This is a genomic window from Sphingomonas sp. (assembly GCF_040398505.1).
Lineage (GTDB): Bacteria > Pseudomonadota > Alphaproteobacteria > Sphingomonadales > Sphingomonadaceae > Sphingomonas.
The window spans coordinates 1-16734 of the sequence record NZ_JBBATX010000061.1 but is presented as its reverse complement, the minus strand read 5'-3'; the positions used below and the strand labels follow the sequence as shown (position 1 = coordinate 16734).

Annotated in this window: 18 protein-coding genes; 13 read left to right on the top strand and 5 right to left on the bottom strand. The window is 64.7% G+C overall.

Features of this window, described 5'->3' with window-relative positions; all coding sequences use genetic code 11:
* The coding region (locus ABWP09_RS09155; RefSeq protein WP_353204840.1) for a hypothetical protein at nucleotides 1-772 on the bottom strand (772 nt) is incomplete at its 3' end.
* A gap of 121 nt (nucleotides 773-893) precedes the next feature.
* On the opposite strand from ABWP09_RS09155, the gene ABWP09_RS09150 reads away from it, so the two are divergent.
* Nucleotides 894-2264, top strand: a complete 1371-nt coding sequence (locus ABWP09_RS09150) for a peptide MFS transporter (protein ID WP_353204839.1) — start codon at nucleotides 894-896, stop codon at nucleotides 2262-2264.
* A 4-nt stretch (nucleotides 2265-2268) separates the two neighbouring features.
* On the opposite strand, the gene ABWP09_RS09145 is transcribed toward ABWP09_RS09150, so the two are convergent.
* From ABWP09_RS09145 to ABWP09_RS09130, 4 genes are all read right to left on the bottom strand, one after another.
* Entirely contained in the window at nucleotides 2269-2982 is a 714-nt protein-coding gene (locus ABWP09_RS09145) for a DUF4230 domain-containing protein (protein ID WP_353204838.1), read from the bottom strand.
* Complete coding sequence (locus ABWP09_RS09140; RefSeq protein ID WP_353204837.1) at nucleotides 2979-3863, bottom strand: MBL fold metallo-hydrolase; 885 nt, start codon at nucleotides 3861-3863, stop codon at nucleotides 2979-2981. Before ABWP09_RS09140 ends, ABWP09_RS09145 begins: the two co-directional genes overlap by 4 nt.
* A gap of 185 nt (nucleotides 3864-4048) precedes the next feature.
* Nucleotides 4049-5584: a M56 family metallopeptidase gene (locus ABWP09_RS09135; protein ID WP_353204836.1), complete on the bottom strand. Its 1536-nt coding sequence runs from the start codon at nucleotides 5582-5584 to the stop codon at nucleotides 4049-4051.
* Nucleotides 5581-5949, bottom strand: coding sequence for a BlaI/MecI/CopY family transcriptional regulator (locus tag ABWP09_RS09130; protein ID WP_353204835.1), 369 nt, complete (start codon nucleotides 5947-5949; stop codon nucleotides 5581-5583). Before ABWP09_RS09130 ends, ABWP09_RS09135 begins: the two co-directional genes overlap by 4 nt.
* 115 nt (nucleotides 5950-6064) lie before the next feature.
* Between ABWP09_RS09130 and ABWP09_RS09125 the strand changes: the two genes are divergently transcribed.
* The 12 genes from ABWP09_RS09125 to ABWP09_RS09070 form a co-directional block, all read left to right on the top strand.
* Complete coding sequence (locus ABWP09_RS09125; protein WP_353204834.1) at nucleotides 6065-6979, top strand: SMP-30/gluconolactonase/LRE family protein; 915 nt, start codon at nucleotides 6065-6067, stop codon at nucleotides 6977-6979.
* A 24-nt stretch (nucleotides 6980-7003) separates the two neighbouring features.
* On the top strand, nucleotides 7004-7696 hold the full coding sequence (locus tag ABWP09_RS09120; protein WP_353204833.1) for a VIT1/CCC1 transporter family protein: 693 nt from the start codon (nucleotides 7004-7006) through the stop codon (nucleotides 7694-7696).
* Nucleotides 7697-7768: 72 nt separating this feature from the next.
* Nucleotides 7769-8482 carry a CoA transferase subunit A gene (locus ABWP09_RS09115; protein ID WP_353204832.1) on the top strand — a complete coding sequence of 238 codons (714 nt, stop codon included), beginning with the start codon at nucleotides 7769-7771 and terminating at the stop codon, nucleotides 8480-8482.
* Nucleotides 8483-8607: 125 nt separating this feature from the next.
* Complete coding sequence (locus tag ABWP09_RS09110) at nucleotides 8608-9459, top strand: HAD family acid phosphatase (RefSeq protein WP_353204831.1); 852 nt, start codon at nucleotides 8608-8610, stop codon at nucleotides 9457-9459.
* Entirely contained in the window at nucleotides 9456-9806 is a 351-nt protein-coding gene (locus tag ABWP09_RS09105; RefSeq protein WP_353204830.1) for a DUF5076 domain-containing protein, read from the top strand. The genes ABWP09_RS09110 and ABWP09_RS09105 overlap by 4 nt, the downstream gene beginning before the upstream one ends.
* The gene (locus ABWP09_RS09100; protein WP_353204829.1) at nucleotides 9806-10441 is read left to right on the top strand and encodes a CoA transferase subunit B; all 636 of its coding nucleotides are present in this window, start codon (nucleotides 9806-9808) and stop codon (nucleotides 10439-10441) included. Before ABWP09_RS09105 ends, ABWP09_RS09100 begins: the two co-directional genes overlap by 1 nt.
* Entirely contained in the window at nucleotides 10441-11337 is an 897-nt protein-coding gene (locus ABWP09_RS09095; protein WP_502959783.1) for an alpha/beta hydrolase, read from the top strand. The genes ABWP09_RS09100 and ABWP09_RS09095 overlap by 1 nt, the downstream gene beginning before the upstream one ends.
* A gap of 49 nt (nucleotides 11338-11386) precedes the next feature.
* Complete coding sequence (leuC, locus tag ABWP09_RS09090; RefSeq protein WP_353204827.1) at nucleotides 11387-12835, top strand: 3-isopropylmalate dehydratase large subunit; 1449 nt, start codon at nucleotides 11387-11389, stop codon at nucleotides 12833-12835.
* A 165-nt stretch (nucleotides 12836-13000) separates the two neighbouring features.
* Nucleotides 13001-13834, top strand: a complete 834-nt coding sequence (locus tag ABWP09_RS09085) for an N-acyl homoserine lactonase family protein (RefSeq protein WP_353204826.1) — start codon at nucleotides 13001-13003, stop codon at nucleotides 13832-13834.
* Nucleotides 13834-14463 (top strand): 3-isopropylmalate dehydratase small subunit, encoded by a 630-nt coding sequence (gene leuD / locus ABWP09_RS09080; protein ID WP_353204825.1) that lies wholly within the window; start codon nucleotides 13834-13836, stop codon nucleotides 14461-14463. The genes ABWP09_RS09085 and leuD overlap by 1 nt, the downstream gene beginning before the upstream one ends.
* Nucleotides 14426-15427, top strand: coding sequence for an NADPH:quinone oxidoreductase family protein (locus ABWP09_RS09075; protein ID WP_353204824.1), 1002 nt, complete (start codon nucleotides 14426-14428; stop codon nucleotides 15425-15427). The genes leuD and ABWP09_RS09075 overlap by 38 nt, the downstream gene beginning before the upstream one ends.
* Before the next feature lie 387 nt (nucleotides 15428-15814).
* Nucleotides 15815-16734 (top strand): PAS domain S-box protein (locus ABWP09_RS09070; protein WP_353204823.1); only part of this gene is annotated, 920 nt, incomplete at its 3' end.

Genomic DNA, 16734 nt, shown 5'->3' with positions numbered 1-16734 from the left:
GCGGCGGGAATGGCGCGTACGCGCGCGGCGCAATCGAAGCCCCGGCGGACCCCGCGGTGACGGCATCATACAACGCCAGCCCGATCGGACTATAGGTGACGATCTCGACCAGAACGAGCGTCGCCAGCACGATCGTCCCGATCCCCCAGCCCCAGGCGGGATGCACGCGACCGGTGCTGCGCACGTCGGCGATCACCCCGATCAGCGGGAAGATCATCACCGCCACAAAGGTCAGTTCGTACGCCCAGGGGATGAGGAACGGCATCGGCAGCAACCGGCCAAAAGCCGGCCCAAGCAGGATCGACATACCGCAATAATGTAACCGCCGATGCCAATCGGTCTGCCGCCGCAGCATGACCGCCGCGACGGTGAGGCCGGCAAAGGACAGCAGCGAAACCGGGTCGAACACCAGAAATTGCAGCGGCGTGAAAAAGAACGGCACGCGCCCGCCGCGCACCATCGCCAGCGTCACCGCGCAGCCAAGCACGACCATCGCGACGATCCAGCCCGTGGCGATCCAGCCAAGGCGGCGATGCAACGCCATCGATTCCCCCGCGACCAGCGCGTTTTGCGTCACATAGATCGCGACCCAGCCCATGAAGACGATTGCGTGCGCATGGACCAGCGCTGGCGACGCCGCAAAACTCGACCGCCCCATCGCCAATTGCAGCGAGAAGCCCGCGACGATGACCGCCGCCATCGCCACTGCGCTCCACAGGAAAAACGGTTCGCCGCGCGCTTGCGCGATGCGCGGTGCTGCCAACGTCGCCATGATCATTCCCCCCGGATGTCACATCGCCGACCGTCTACCACAAAAGCGCCCGTTTTCAAGCGCTGCGGGGCCGCGCCACGCACGGCTTGCCAGCCGCCGCGGGCCGTGCAAGCCTCTGGCAATGGCTACACTTCCCTTGGCAGACCGCGCGTCCGCCGCCGTGCACCGCAGTGACCTCTGGGGCCAGCCGCGCGGGCTGTGGGTGCTCGCGGGGACCGAATTGTGGGACCGCATCTCCTTCCACGGGATGCAGGCGCTGCTGGTGCTGTACATGGTCGGCGCGCTGCTGCTGCCGGGGCATGTCGAACACGTCGCGGGGTTTGCCGGGTTCAGGAGCATCGTCGAGGGAGTCACCGGCCCGCTCTCGGTGCAGGCGCTCGCCGCGCAGACCTTTGGGCTCTATGTGGGGCTGATCTATTTTACGCCGGTACTCGGCGGATGGATCGGTGACCGCTTTACCGGGCGGCGGATCGCGGTGTTGCTCGGCGCGCTGCTGATGACGGCGGGGCATTTTGCGCTGGCGTTCGATCGCACCTTCCTGCTGGCGCTGTTGCTGCTGATCCTCGGCGCGGGGCTGTTGCGCGGCAATCTCAGCGCGCAGGTCAAATCGCTTTACGCCGATGGCGACCGACGCGAGGCCGACGCGTTCCAGCTTTATTATGTCGCGATCAATCTCGGCGCGTTCATCGCGCCGATCGTCACCGGCGCGCTGGCGACCGCCTATGACTGGCACACCGGTTTCGGTTTTGCCGGCTTCGGGATGCTGATCGGGCTGATCGTCTATCTCGTCGGGCAACGCCATTTGCCGCCGGACACGACGCGCGCGGCGGCGGTCGGGCGCGCGACACTGAGCGCCAGCGACTGGTCGCGGATCGGCGGGCTCGCGATCGTCTTTCCGGTGCAGATCTGTTTCTGGATCGCGCAAAGCCAGGTGTGGAATGTCTATAATCTGTGGGTGCGCGATCATCTGAATTTGCGCATCGGCAGCTTCATGGTGCCGGTGCCGTGGCTGCAAGCACTCGACGGGGTCGCACCGATCCTGGTGATGCCCGCCTTTCTCGGCCTGTGGCGTTGGCAGGCGCAACGCGGGGCCGAGCCCGACGCGATCGGCAAATTGGCGATCGGCTGCGCGGTGTTCGCGCTCGGCGCCGCGTGGCTTGCCGCGGCCCCGTTCGTGTCGGGCGCGGATGGCCGGGCGCCCTTGCTATGGGCGGTGGCGTTCCATCTCATTTCGAATGTCGGCTGGCTCTATTTCGCGCCGATTTCGCTCGCGCTCTATGCGACCAAATCCCCGCCGTCGCTGCGCGGAACCTTGGTCGGGGTCAATTATCTGGCGACTTTCTTCGCGAGCATCATCAGCGGACGCCTGGGCGGCTTTTACGAGACGATGGACCCGACGCGCTTCTGGCTGATGCACGCCGCGATCGTCGGCGGCGGCGGGCTGGCACTCGCGCTGCTGGCGCGCCCGCTGCGCAAGGTATTCGCCGCCTAACCGATCAGCTGCCGTTGCCGAGCACTTCGGCGATCGACTTGGTCGTGTCCCAACGTTCGCCATCGCTGCGGCGTTCGAACGGAAAGGTGATCGCCACGTCGATATCGTCCTGCTTTGCCGCCGCCAGCGCACCGTGCAGCAGCGCCGACTGCCCGCGCCGTGCGCTTTCGCGCGCGGCGGCGAGATGCTCGGGCTTGCGCCCCTCGGCCTGCGCATTGCCTTGCGCCTTGGCCGAGATCGTCTTGGCCAGCGCCGCTTCGGCACCGCGCGTGACCCAGACGCCGCTCGTCTGATTGATCGTCATCGCGCTTTCGTCGACATTGGCTTGCGCGACGCTGACATCGGGAACTTCAACGGTGAGGCGGCGGCGGCGTTCGTCCCACTGGTATGTCCGGGGGGACAGCCCGCCGAGATCGACGAAATAGTCGACGGTGAAGGGAATCTTGACGACCTTGGCCGAGGTCAGCCAACCGCCCATGCGGACATCGCGCGCGGTCACCTGCTCGGTGCCGGACAGCGTCGCCACCTTCAAGGCGGTGGTTTTTGCGAAAGTCGTCCGGACAATCCGGTCGATCGCTGCGCGATCGTCATTTTGCTCGACCACGTAATCGTCCTGGTACCGGTCATAAACGACCTTGATCGCAAAGATCGCCGCGATCAGCAGCGCGATTGCCAGCGCAAGCTTCACCGGCGATCGATCGATCGGGGTCGCCGTCACGATGCCTCCGAACGATCAAACGAGCTCCAAACTTGCTCGTTTTCGATAACCAAATCGCGATCGCGCAAGTCGATCAGATGCGCCAGCACCGATCGCTCGGCCGCAGGAAACAGCCGCGGATCGAGGCCGAGATACAGGCGCGCGACCATCGCCGGAATCGTTGCAGGGGCGGTGCGCAGCAATCGCAGGATCTGCCCCTCGCGCTGCTTGCGATGCCCGAGCATCCCGCGTGCCAGCCGCTGCGGGTTTTCGACCGGGTCGCCATGCGCCGGGTAATAAATCCGGTCTGCGCGGTGCAGTAGCTTCTCGAGGCTCGCCATATACGCCGCCATGTCGCCATCGGGCGGGGAGACGATGCTGGTTGACCAGCCCATCACATGGTCGCCGGTAAACAATGCCCCTGCCCCGTCCTGCGCCTCGGGCAGCGCGAAGGCGAGATGGTTGGAGGTATGGCCCGGCGTCGCCAGCGCGGTGAGCGTCCAGCCGTCACCGGTCACGCTCTCGCCCTCGGCCAGAACGATATCGGGCGCATAGTCGTGGTCGAACGATGCGTCCAAGCGAAATCCGGCGTCATCGCGCGCAAGGGGCGCACACCCGACGATCGGTGCCCCCGTCGCGGCGGCGAGCGGGCGCGATGCCGGGCTGTGATCGCCGTGCGTGTGCGTGATGACAATCGCGCGGACCGGGCGCCCGGCAATCGCTGCGATCAGCGCGTCGATATGCGCGGGGGTGTCAGGACCGGGATCGATCACCGCGAGATCGGTGGTGCCGACCAGATGCACTTGCGTGCCGGTAGACGTGAAGGGCGACGGGTTTGGCGCGAGCAGCCGGGAAACAAGCGGTTCGAGCTGCTCGGGCACGCCGGGAAGTTGCTCGCTCATGTCATCGGAGATGGCGGGTCGGGCGTGGCTTGGCAAGGGTTTGCGTACCCCTCCGTCCTGCCCCTTCCCCGGCGAAGGCCGGGGCCCAGTTGCGAGCGGTTAGAAATTCGAGCGCCGCCCTCCCCTTCGAAGCGCTTGAAACTGGGGCCCCGCCTCCGCCGGGGAAGCGAGCGCGAGGAGGTACCTTACTCTACCTTCGCCAGATCGCCCTCGATCTCCTTGATCGCGATATCGATCCCCTCAAGCACACGCTTGCGCTCGTCCGCGCTCATGCCGGGCGACGCCAGCATCCGCGCGCGCGCATCGCGCAGGCCACTCAGCGCATGGGTATAGGCATTGCGCTCCATCGTCTTACTGTTCGCTGCCATCGCCGCGCCGTTTGCGGCGATCGCTTCGCTGTGCGCGACGACCTTGGCGAGGTCCGAGCAAATCAGGACGATTTTCTTGCCGTTTTTCTCGAAGGTCTTGATCATCTCGCCAGCCTTGCTGTCGGTTTTGCAGCGGATCGGGTCCAGGTCAGCCCAGTCGCCGAGATCGTCGGTCGTCACCGTGCCATCCTTGCTCCGTCGAATGATCCGGATGACTTTACGCTGCTCCTTCCCATCGGGTGCTGCGGTGGTGATGATGGTCGTGCCGCCTTTTTTGGTCACTAAAGGAGCCGGCGGCGCGGGGGGCGCAGGGGGTGCCGCCTCGGCGCTTTCGGCGGGCGGGGCGGGCGAAGCGGGGGCCGCCTGATCGAGGCTCACCAAATCCACCCCAGTCGCGCGCTCGACCGAGCTGCGCACCTTGGCGGCAGCGGCGGTGCCCGAAGCAGTCAGGCCCAATCCGCCCGTGACGAGCAGCGCCAGCGCGCCCGCCCCGGTCAACAAACGCACCCGCGAAGTCTTGATCGTCGTCAGCATTCTCAGTCTCCCTTTCAGATCGTCGATGGTGTGGAGGTGGCACGTCGCCGAAACCGTCCCGCCCAAAAATGTCGGGTGCGCGGCCTTCAGGATCGCGCAGGCATAGCTGTGGCGGCGCATCGGGTTCATCCCCGCCAGCACGCGCGCATCGTTGGCGATTTCCTGGTCGGCGCGGAACGCGCGAAACGCGCGCCATGCAATTGGGTTGAACCAGTGCAGCGCGAGCACGACCAGCGCGATCCAATTGGCGATCAAATCGCCACGCGCATGGTGGCCAAGCTCATGCACCAGCGCGAGATCGCGCTCTTCCGGTTCATAGCGTTCGGCGAAATCGCGCGGGAAGGCGACGTAGCGCCGCCAGACCCCGAAGGCGAGCGGGCCGCTGGCGGCTTCGGTCTCGATGATCTGCACGCCGCCCGCTCTGTCCTGCGCGCTCGCGCGGTCGAGCAAGCGGCGGCAGAAACGATGGTGCGCAACCGTGTGCCAGCCGATGAACGCCGCCGCACCCGCAACCCACAGCACCGCCAGCGCGGGGCCGAGCAGCGACCCCAGTATCGGCAAATTCGGAACAGCGCTCTCGGCCACCGGCGCGACGAACAGGATCGTCATTTGCTCGGTCGCACGCTGCACCGGCGCGACGGCGGTGGCCTGCCACCATGCGGCCGGAAGCGGCGGCAACACCAGCCGCAGCACCGGGAGCAGCCACAGCGCATAAGCGATCTGTGCGCCGAACGCCTTGCGTATCGGCACGCGCAGCAACAGCACCGCGATCATCAGGACGGTGGAGGCGACCAGCGCCTCGATTCCCCAGCCGATCATGCCTTTAACGCCTTCAGCAACGCCTCGATCTCGGAAATATCCTGCGCGGTCAGCGCGTCGCGCTCGGCGAGATGCGCGACCAGCGGCATCAACCGACCGCCGAACAGCCGGTCCATCATCTTGCGCGATTCCCCCGCGACATAGTCCTCGCGCTGCACCAGCGGGCGATACCGATAGCGTCGCCCGTCCGCTTCATGCGCGATCACGTGTTTGGCCAGCAAACGCCCGAGCAGCGTCTTGACGGTATTGGCGGACCAGTCGCGCCCGATCGGAATTCGCTCGGCGACGTCCTGCGCGGTGAGCGGACTTTCGTCCCACAACACTTCCATCACTGCATGTTCGGCATCGCTGATGCGTTCGGCCATGAGTCGCTCTCCGTAATGACTACGACTGTAATCGTTCCGATTACGTCTGTAGTCAAGAGGCCGCTTTGGACACGCGTGCGCTTCCGATACCCTGGCGGAAAAAGAGGAGTAGGATGTGACGTTTGAGACTCTGGCCAGCGGACTGCGCTTTCCCGAAGGACCCGTCGCGATGCCCGATGGCAGCGTGATCCTCGTGGAGATTGCTGCTGGTCGAATCACGCGGGTGCGGCCCGACGGGTCGACCGAAACCGTGGCAGAGCCGGGCGGCGGGCCCAATGGCCTCGCGATCGGGCCCGACGGCCAGCTCTATTGCTGCAACAATGGCGGCTTCAATTATGTCGAACATCCCGCCGGCCTGCTCATCCCGCACGGCCAGGCCGACGACTATTCGGGCGGGCGGATCGAGCGGATCGACCTCGCGACCGGCGCGGTCGAGGTGCTGTACAAGGATGGCGATTTCGGCTGCGTGCTGCGCGGGCCGAACGACATCGTGTTCGACGCGCACGGCGGCTTCTGGTTCACCGATCACGGCAAGAACCGCCCGCGCGAGCGGGACATTACCGGCATCTTCTATGCAAAGGCCGACGGCAGCCAGTTGGAAGAAGTGATCTTCCCGAGCGAAAATCCCAATGGCATCGGCCTCTCGCCCGATGGCAAGCGGCTCTACGCGGCGGAGACCTATACCTGCCGCCTGATGGCGTTCGACGTGATCGCGCCGGGCAAGATCGACCAAGTCGCTGGTCTCGGCGGAGCCGGCATCCCGCTTTACCGGCCACCCGGCTACAAATTCTTCGATTCGCTCGGGGTCGAGGCATGCGGCAATATCTGCGTCGCGACGATTGGCGAAAGCGGGATTTCGGTAATCTCGCCCGCCGGCGAGCTGGTCGCGTTCGTGCCGACGCCCGACCCGTTCACCACCAACATCTGTTGGGGCGGACCGGATTTACGCACCGCCTACATCACACTGTCGGGCACCGGGCAGCTGGTCAGCATGAAATGGCCGCGCCCCGGCTTGGCGCTGGCCTATTGAGCAGCGCCCCGCTACGGCAATTTCATGATCAGAGACGGCGAACGACATGTAGTACAGCGCATCGGTTGGATGCGGGCGGCGGTGCTGGGTGCAAATGACGGCATCCTGTCGACCGCGAGCCTGATCGTCGGCGTGGCGGCGGCGGCGCAAAGCCAGAACACGATCCTGCTCACCGGCATTGCAGGGCTGGTCGCAGGTGCGATGTCGATGGCAGCGGGCGAATATGTCTCGGTCAGCTCGCAAGCCGACACCGAAGCTGCCGAACGCGTCCGCGAGACCGCCGAACTGGCCGCAGATCCGCACGCCGAAACCAAAGAGCTGGCCGCGATCTACCGCCTGCGCGGGCTTGACGTTGCGCTGGCCAACCAGGTCGCCGAGCAATTGATGGCGCATGATCCGATCGGCGCGCACATGCGTGACGAGCTCGGCATTCATGAAGCGATGGAGGCGCGCCCGGTGCAGGCGGCGCTGGCGTCGGCGGCGAGCTTCGCGGTCGGTGCGATCCTGCCCGTCCTGATGGCCTTCCTGTTCCGCGGCACGGCCTTGGTCGAAGCGGTGGTGGCAGCGACGATGGTCCTGCTCGCGGTGCTCGGCGCGGTCGGCGCGCAAATCGGCGGGGCGAACCTGTGGAAGGGCGCGTTCCGCGTGCTGTTTTGGGGCGCGCTGGCGATGGCGGTGACGGCGGGAATCGGGCATTTGTTCGGCACAAAACTCTGAAGCGGCCAGGGTCGCCTTGACCGGCCACCCTTCCCCGCCCTAATCAGCGCCGATATCCGAAAGGCACTCCCGATGCGCAAACTCTATCCCGACGCCGCCGCTGCTCTCGGAGGGTTGCTCCATGACGGGATGACAATTTGCGCGGGCGGGTTCGGCCTTTGCGGCATCCCCGACCGCCTGATCGACGCGATCCGCGACGCCGGAACCAAGGACCTGACGATCGCGAGCAACAATGCCGGGATCGATGGCGAGGGCCTCGGCAAGCTGCTGCGCACACGCCAGGTCAAGAAGATGATCGCATCGTATGTCGGCGAGAATAAGGAATTCGAGCGGCAATATCTGGCGGGCGAATTAGAGGTCGAGTTCTGCCCGCAGGGGACGCTCGCCGAGCGCTGCCGCGCGGGTGGTGCGGGCATTCCCGGTTTCTACACCAAGACCGGCGTTGGCACGCTGGTCGCCGAGGGCAAGGACGTGAAGAGCTTCGACGGCCCAAATGGACCGGAGGACTATATCCTCGAACGCGGCATCCGCGCCGATCTCGCGATCATCAAGGGCTGGAAGGCGGATGAGAGCGGCAACCTCATCTTCCGCAAGACCGCGCGCAATTTCAACCAGCCGATGGCGACCGCGGGCAAGGTGTGCGTGGCCGAGGTCGAGGAAATCGTGCCCGTCGGATCGCTCGATCCCGACTGCATCCATTTGCCCGGCATTTACGTCCAGCGCCTGATCCTCGGCGCGCCGTACGACAAGAAAATCGAATTCCGCACGGTGCGCGAGGCGGCGTGATCGACTTGCGCTTCTTAAGCCCCTCTCCTTCAGGGGAGGGGTTGGGGGTGGGGCCGTATCGGCAAGCCCGTCGATTGCTTTTGTTGCACCGCCCCACCCCAACCCCTCCCCTGAAGGGGAGAGGCTTGCTCATCGCTGCACTGACGCTTTCCGCTTGCACCGCCACGCCGCCGCCAGCCGCAATCCCACCCCCCGCCGCCACCGTCCCTCCCGGCATCCAATATCTCTACGGCTCGGGCGAAGCCGCCGCCGCCTCGCAGCAGACCTGGCGCAGCATCGTCTCCTATGTCGCACGCCAGATCGCGGCCTCGCCGCAGGACTCGGTCGTCCTCGCCCCCGATGCGACGCTCGCCGCGCCGAAATGGGTGCCCTGCGGCACCAAGCCCAAAGCGGTCGTATTCGACGTCGATGAAACCGTGCTGCTCAACCTCGGCTTCGAATATGACGACAGCGCGCATCCCGGCCGCGGCTATGACGAGAAGCGCTGGCAAGCGTGGGAACGCACTGGTGCCGCGTACGTCGCCGCAACCCCGGGATCGGTCCGCGCGCTCGGCGTGATCCGGCAGATGGGCGTGGCGGTCATCTTCAACACCAACCGTTCCGCCGCCAATGCCGATGCGACGCGCGCCGCGATCGAGGGTGCCGGGCTCGGCCCAGCGGTCCACGGCGAAACGCTTTACCTATCGGGTGATGACGCAATGGGCAGCAAGAAAGACGGCCGCCGCGCGACGATCGCCGCGAGATATTGCGTAGTCGCAATGGGCGGCGATCAGCTCGGCGACTTCAGCGACCTGTTCAATTCTGGCCTCACCCCCGCCGCACGTCGTGAAGCGGTGCTCCGCGAACCGCTGATCACCGTCTTTGGCGCGGGCTGGTTCACACTGCCCAACCCGGCCTATGGCACCGCGCTCAAGGGCGGGATCGACGACATCTTCCCCGCCGACAAACGCTGGAGCCCGACGGAGCAAACGCCGTGAAAAAGCCGATCCCGATCGACCTGCAGCCCTATGCCGCGATGCTCCGCGATGCGCGCGAATTCTTGCGCGTCTGGGCGACCAAGGACGGGCCGACGACGTGCTTCATCAACCCCGTGCCGATCGGGGCCGATCCGTTTGCGCTCGGCATCGCGTTGGTCGATGTCGTCCGCCACGGCGCACGCGCTTATGCGCAGGCCACCGGGATCAGCGAAGCCGAGGCGGAAGCCCGCATTTGGGAAGGTCTCGACGCCGAACGGGGCAGCCCGACCGATCCCGGGCACCAGCTCGACTCTGAAGATGCCGAGGACGGGATCATCAGTTACCTACCCAACAAGGATATCCATTGATGGCTTGGACTCGCGACGAAATGGCGGCGCGCGCCGCGCGTGAATTGCAGGATGGGTTCTACGTCAACCTCGGCATCGGCATTCCGACGCTCGTCGCCAACCATATCCCGCCGGGCGTCGAGGTCACGCTCCAGTCCGAGAACGGTATGCTCGGGATTGGCCCCTTCCCGCTTGCCGGCGAAGAAGATGCCGATCTGATCAATGCCGGCAAGCAGACGATCAGCGAATTGCCGCAAAGCGCCTATTTCTCGAGCGCCGACAGCTTCGCGATGATCCGCGGCGGGCATATCGATCTGACCGTGCTCGGCGCGATGGAAGTCGCCGAAAATGGCGACATCGCCAATTGGATGATTCCCGGCAAGATGATCAAGGGCATGGGCGGCGCGATGGATCTGGTCGCGGGGGTCAAGCGGATCATCGTCGTGATGGAACATACGTCGAAGAACGGCGACCCGAAATTCATCCCGGCCTGCACGCTGCCGCTGACCGGCAAGAACGTCGTCGACATGATCATCACCGATCTGGCGGTGTTTCAGCGGCCCGACCATGCCGCACCGTTCCGCTTGATCGAAATGGCCCCGGGCGTCACCGCCGACGAGATCGCCGCGAAGACGACCGCAAAGTATCTCGCTTGATCCGCCGGATCGTTGTCGCGCTGGTCCTGCTGGTGATCGTGAGCCTCGGATCGGCAGCGGCACTCACGTCGCCCCCCGGCTTGCTCAGCTTTCTGGACAAGGTGACCGGCGGTGGCCGCGGGGTCGAGCGGATCGGCAAGGATCTGGCGTTCGGGAGCCAGGGCCAGACGCTCGACATATGGCGTCCGGTCGGCCCGGTGACGACGCGACCGGTCGTGATCTTCTGGTATGGCGGCGGCTGGAGCAAGGGCAACCGCCGCGCTTACGGTTTCGCCGCGCGCGCCTTTGCCAAGGCAGGCTTCGTGGTCGTCGTGCCCGATTATCGCAAAGTCCCGCACATCCGCTTCCCGGCCATGCTGCAGGATGGCGCCGACGCGGTGAAATGGACGCGCGACCATGTCGCCGAATTCGGCGGCGATCCGGCGCAGATCGTGCTCTCGGGGCATTCGGCGGGCGCGTACACCGTCGCGATGCTGACGCTCGACCAGCGCTGGCTCAAGGCGGTCGGGGTCGATCCGCGCATCGTCAAGGCCGCTGCGCCCTTGTGCGGACCGTATGATTTCTACCCCTGGACCTCGGACAGTGCGCGCGCCGCGTTCTCGGGTGCCGCCGATCCGGCGATGACTCAGCCGATCACCTTCGCGCGCGCCGATGCGCCACCGATGCTGCTCGTCACCGGCACCGCCGATACGACCGTGCGCCCGCGCAACGCGATCCACCTGGCGGCGCGGCTAAAGGCATTGGGTGCATCGGTCACGCTCAAAAACTATCCGGACCAGACGCATGAAGGCGTGGTCATGGCGCTCTCGGTCCCGTTCCGCGGGCGCTCCCCGGTGCTCGCGGACAGCGTGGCGTTTCTGAAGGCCGCGCTCCAAGAGCATCCCCATGCGCAATAAACACTTTGGCGACCCTTGCAGCGACGCATCTATCGGTTAAAGCACGCGCATGGCCAGCCGACCGTTAACCCTGTACGAAAAAATCTGGAACGACCACCTCGTCGAACGTCGCGACGACGGGACGTGCCTGATCTATATCGACCGGCACCTGGTCCATGAAGTGACCAGCCCGCAGGCGTTTTCGGGTCTGCGGGCCAATGGCCGCGCCGTGCGACGTCCGGACCTGACGCTGGCGGTGCCCGACCATAATTTGCCGACGACAAAGCGGCGCGATGCCGCCGGTAACCGCGTGCCGATCGCCGATGCGGAAAGTGCCGCGCAGCTCGATGCGCTGGAACGCAACACTGCCGATTTCGGCATTGACTATATCGACTCGGCCGCGCCCGAACAGGGCATCGTCCACGTCGTCGGCCCAGAACAGGGCTTTACGCTGCCCGGTACCACGCTCGTCTGCGGCGACAGCCATACCTCGGCGCATGGCGCACTCGGCGCGCTCGCCTTCGGGATCGGCACGAGCGAAGTCGAGCATGTGCTTGCCACGCAAACGCTGCTGCTCGGCCAGTCGAAGACGATGGAAGTGCGCGTCGACGGCACGCTCGGTTTCGGCGTCAGCCCGAAGGACGTGATCCTCGCGATCATCGGCAAGATCGGTGCCGCGGGCGGGACCGGCCATGTGCTCGAATATACCGGATCGATCATCCGCGCGATGTCGATCGAGGGGCGGCTGACGATCGCCAACATGTCGATCGAGGGTGGCGCGCGCGCTGGCCTCGTCGCGCCCGACGAGACGACCTTCGCCTATTTGAAGGGCCGTCCGATGGCACCGAAGGGCGATGATTGGGCGCAAGCCGTCGCCTATTGGAGGACGCTGCCGAGCGATGCGAACGCGCGCTACGACGCGCTGGTAACGCTCGATGCGACCAGCATCGAGCCGCAGCTGACTTGGGGCACCAGCCCCGAGGATGTCGTCGCGATCACCGGATTCGTGCCCGATCCCGACAGCTTTGCCGATCCCGCCAAACGCGATGCAGCGCGCAAATCGCTCGACTATATGGGCCTCACCCCCGGCACCGCGATGCAGGATGTCGCAGTCGACTATGTCTTTATCGGCAGCTGCACCAACAGCCGGATCGAGGATCTGCGCGCCGCCGCTGCCGTGGCCAACGGCCGGCATGTCGCCGATGGGATGCACGCGATGATCGTCCCCGGCTCGGGCCTGGTCAAGCGTCAGGCCGAGGCCGAGGGGCTCGACCGCATCTTCCTCGCCGCCGGGTTCGACTGGCGCGAGCCGGGCTGCTCAATGTGTCTCGCGATGAACCCGGATAAGGTACCGCCGGGCAAACGCTGTGCTTCCACGTCGAACCGGAATTTCGTAGGACGGCAAGGGCCGGGTGCGCGCACGCATCTGGTTTCGCCGGCAATGGCGGCAGCGGCTGCCATCACCGGGCGGTTGAGCGACGTGCGCGATCTGATGTCGGGTCCTGGGGGGGATGGTTGATGAAACGCGTTCTGGTTTTGCTGGTGCTTGGTACGGTCTTGAGCGGCATCGCCGCTTTTGCCGCGACCGCCAATTCCAATCCGATCGCCATCGTCGCCACCAAATAAGCATGGGCGCGCGCCTGGTGAGCGGCTATCGCACGTCGCGACCCAGGGGAGACTTGTCATGAAAAAGCTGCTGTTCGCCGCGCTCGCCGCCACTGCCCTGATGGCCCAGACCGCCGCGCCGAAAGCGACCGCGTCGGTCAAGCTGATGCGGCTCGATTGCGGCACCGTCGCCGCCAACGATCTCGACCAATTCTCCGACACGCGCGCGTATGTCGGGCAAAGCAAGCGGCTGACCGCGAGCTGTTATTTAATCAAGCATGGCGACAGCTACATGCTGTGGGACACCGGCCTGCCCGCCGCGATGAAGGGCAAGCCGATCGACCCCAAGGCCCCGATGGACGCGACCGTCACCGCGACGCTGGTCGAGCAGCTCGCGCAAGTCGGCATCAAGCCCGAACAGATTTCGATGATCGGCATCAGCCATTACCATTTCGACCATATCGGACAGGCCGCGGCCTTTCCCGGTGCGACGCTGCTGATCGGCAAGGGTGATTTCGATGCGTTGAAGGCGGGCGAGCCCGGCACCAGCAAGCTCCCGCTCGCGCCATGGATCGACGGAACGGCCAAGTCGGTGCCCGTCAGCGGCGACAAGGACGTGTTCGGCGACGGCAGCGTGACGATGCTCGATTTGCCGGGGCATACGCCGGGGCATCACGGTCTGCTCGTCCATCTGGCAGGCCGCGGCAATGTGTTGCTGAGCGGCGACGTCGCGCATTTTCGAGAGAATTATGACAGCGATGGCGTACCTGGCTTCAACACCAACCGCGCCGACTCGCTCGCCGCGCTTGGCCGGTTCAAAGGGCTTGCCAAAAACCTGAAAGCGACCGTCATCATCCAGCACGACCCGCGCGATATCGCCAAATTGCCTGCTTTCCCGAACTGGGCCGAGTGATGGAGCCCGTCACCCAAGTCTCGGGCAAGGCCTATCCGTGGGGCAAGAATAATGTCGATACCGACGTCATCATCCCCGCGCACTGGCTCAAGACGATCACGCGCGAGGGGCTCGGCAAGGGCGCGTTCGAGACGGTGCGCGCCGATCCCGCCAATATCTTCGACGATCCGCGCTATGCCGGATCGCCGATCCTGATCGCGGGCGACAATTTCGGCTGCGGGTCGAGCCGCGAACATGCCGCCTGGGCGCTCGGCGACATGGGGATCAAGGCGGTGATCGCGCCGAGCTTTTCGGACATTTTCTCGGGCAATGCGTTCAAGAACGGCATCGTCACCGTTGTCCTCCCGCAGGACGCGATCGATCGCCTGCTCGAGGTCGCGCAGGACCAGCCGATCAGCGTCGACCTTGAGACGATGACCGTCACCACCCCGTTTCAGGACCGCTTCAGCTTCGAACTCGACGCATTCCGCCGCCAATGCCTGATGGAAGGGCTGGACGAGGTCGGCCTGACACTGGCAAGGGATACCCAGATTTCGAAATACGAAGCCGGGGTAGCAACGCACCGGCCGTGGATGAGCGGAGAACGGGCACATGCGGGCACTTCTGTCGAAAGCAGCGGGCGGACCTGAAACTCTAGTCCTCGACGAGCTGCCCGATCCGGTGGCCGGTCCGGGGCAGGTCGTCGTCGCGGTCAAGGCGTGCTCGATCAACTATCCCGACGTGCTGATCATCGAGGACAAGTATCAGTTCAAGCCACCGCGCCCGTTCGCGCCGGGCAGCGAGATTTCGGGCGTGATCGAGAGCGTCGGTGACGGCGTGACCGACTGGAAAGTCGGCGATCGCGTGATCGCGACGACGGGTGCGGGCGGGCTGGTCGAAAAGATCGCGCTCCCCGCGGCGGCTTTGTTCCGCCTGCCGGAGGGGCGGAGCTTCGCCGAAGGGTCGGCGCTGCTGCTGACCTATGGCACGACGATCCACGCGTTGCTCGACCGCGGGCATCTTGCCGAGGGGCAGACCTTGCTGGTGCTGGGCGCAGCGGGTGGCGTTGGCCTCGCGGCGATCGAACTTGGCAAGGCCTTCGGCGCGCGCGTCGTCGCCGCCGTTTCGTCCGAGGAAAAAGCGCAGGCGGCGCGTGACGCCGGGGCCGACGACACGATCGTCTATGCCCGCGCGCCGTTCGACAAGGACCAGTCCAAGGCACTCGCCGAGCAATTCAAAGCGGCGGGCGGCAAGCGCGGCTATGACGTGATCTACGATCCGGTTGGCGGCGATTATGCCGAACCCGCGCTGCGCTCGATCGGGTGGGAGGGGCGCTATCTCGTCGTCGGCTTCCCGGCAGGGATCCCGCGCCTGCCGCTCAACCTGACGTTGCTCAAGTCGTGCGACGTGTGCGGCGTGTTCTGGGGTGCCTTCGCCGCGCGCGACCCGGAGGCGAACCGCGCGCATATCGACCGCCTGTTCCGCCTGTGGAAAGACGGCAAGATCGCCCCGCGCGTCACCGAGACCTTCGCGTTCGAGGATGGCGGCAAGGCGATCGCCAAGATGGCGGCGCGCGGCGCGATCGGGAAATTGGTGGTGGAGGTGGCGGCGTAGCCGCACCGCCGGTCAGTGGCGGAGGGTCTCCGGAACGTCACGCAAACCAGGGTCGATTCACGACGCAGATGCCCTTCTTTGCGGCAACAGTCGCAAAGGTCGCACCAACCACGTCGTTTTCGGGCGCGTCGATTGCCGAGCAAATCGACGGTTTGAAAGGGCGGGTGGCAAGGCTGACCCAATCGCGCCGTGTCGGACAGGTGGAACGACCGGAACTGCGGAGACGGCGGTCGGTGTCATGCTTACCTGCGCGCTACATGGCGGACGCCCCGCTTTGTAGTGTGCAGCGCCAAATGGGATTAAGCCGGCGATCATCCAAGAAATTATGCTTATAACTCAAAATGATGGCCGTTCCAAGGCCGCAACCTGATCCGAACTGGGAGCATTATGGAATCCTTACCTGCCCCGAGCCTCGACGCGCTGCTTGCAACGTCCTTGGACGCCGTAGTGGTGATGGGACATACCGGCCTGGTCGCTGATTGGAACGATAATGCGCAGCGGATTTTCGGCTACTCAAAGACCGAAGCGATGCATCAGAAGGTCGCCGACCTGATCATTCCCGCTAATCAGCGGGCAGGACATCTGCACGGTATGGAACGCTATCTGAGCACCGGGGTGTCGCACGTCATGGGAAAGCGCCTTAAGGTTCAGGCGATGCACCGGGATGGTCATGAATTCCCTGTGGAACTTGCCATCACAATATACAGTGGGATCGGCAATCAATACTTCATTAGTTTTTTGCGTGATCTTACGGAAGAAACGACCGCAGCTGCGAATATAGAAATCTTACGCGCCGAATTATTGCAACTTTCGCGCCTTAACGCGATGGGAACGGCAGCGTCGATGATTGCGCATGAACTCAATCAGCCGCTTGCCGCCGCAAGCAATTATCTCGCAGCTTGTCAGCACCTTGCAAGCAGGGTGGAGGTCGATGAGAATTTTCATCTCCAAGAGAGCTTAGCAATGGTCCAAGACGCGATTGTCCGCGCTGCGACGGTTGTTAAGACCGTCCGCGAAGTTATTGCAAAACCGATAACCCCGCACGAACCAATTGATCTCAAGATCCTCATGCAGGCTACGGTAAAGTTCGTTGAGAGAATTTCACCGGTACCGATCGAAATCAGGCTTGCGCCTGATGCCATGTTTGTCGCTGCGAACAAGGGACAAATTGAGCAAGTCCTTTTGAACTTAATCAAAAACGCCGCAGAGGCGATATTGGGACAGCCAAGCCCGAAGATTGTCTGTTCGTCGAAGCGAATTGGGCAGCGGGTGGCAATTTGTATTCAGGATAACGGTCCGGGGTTAAG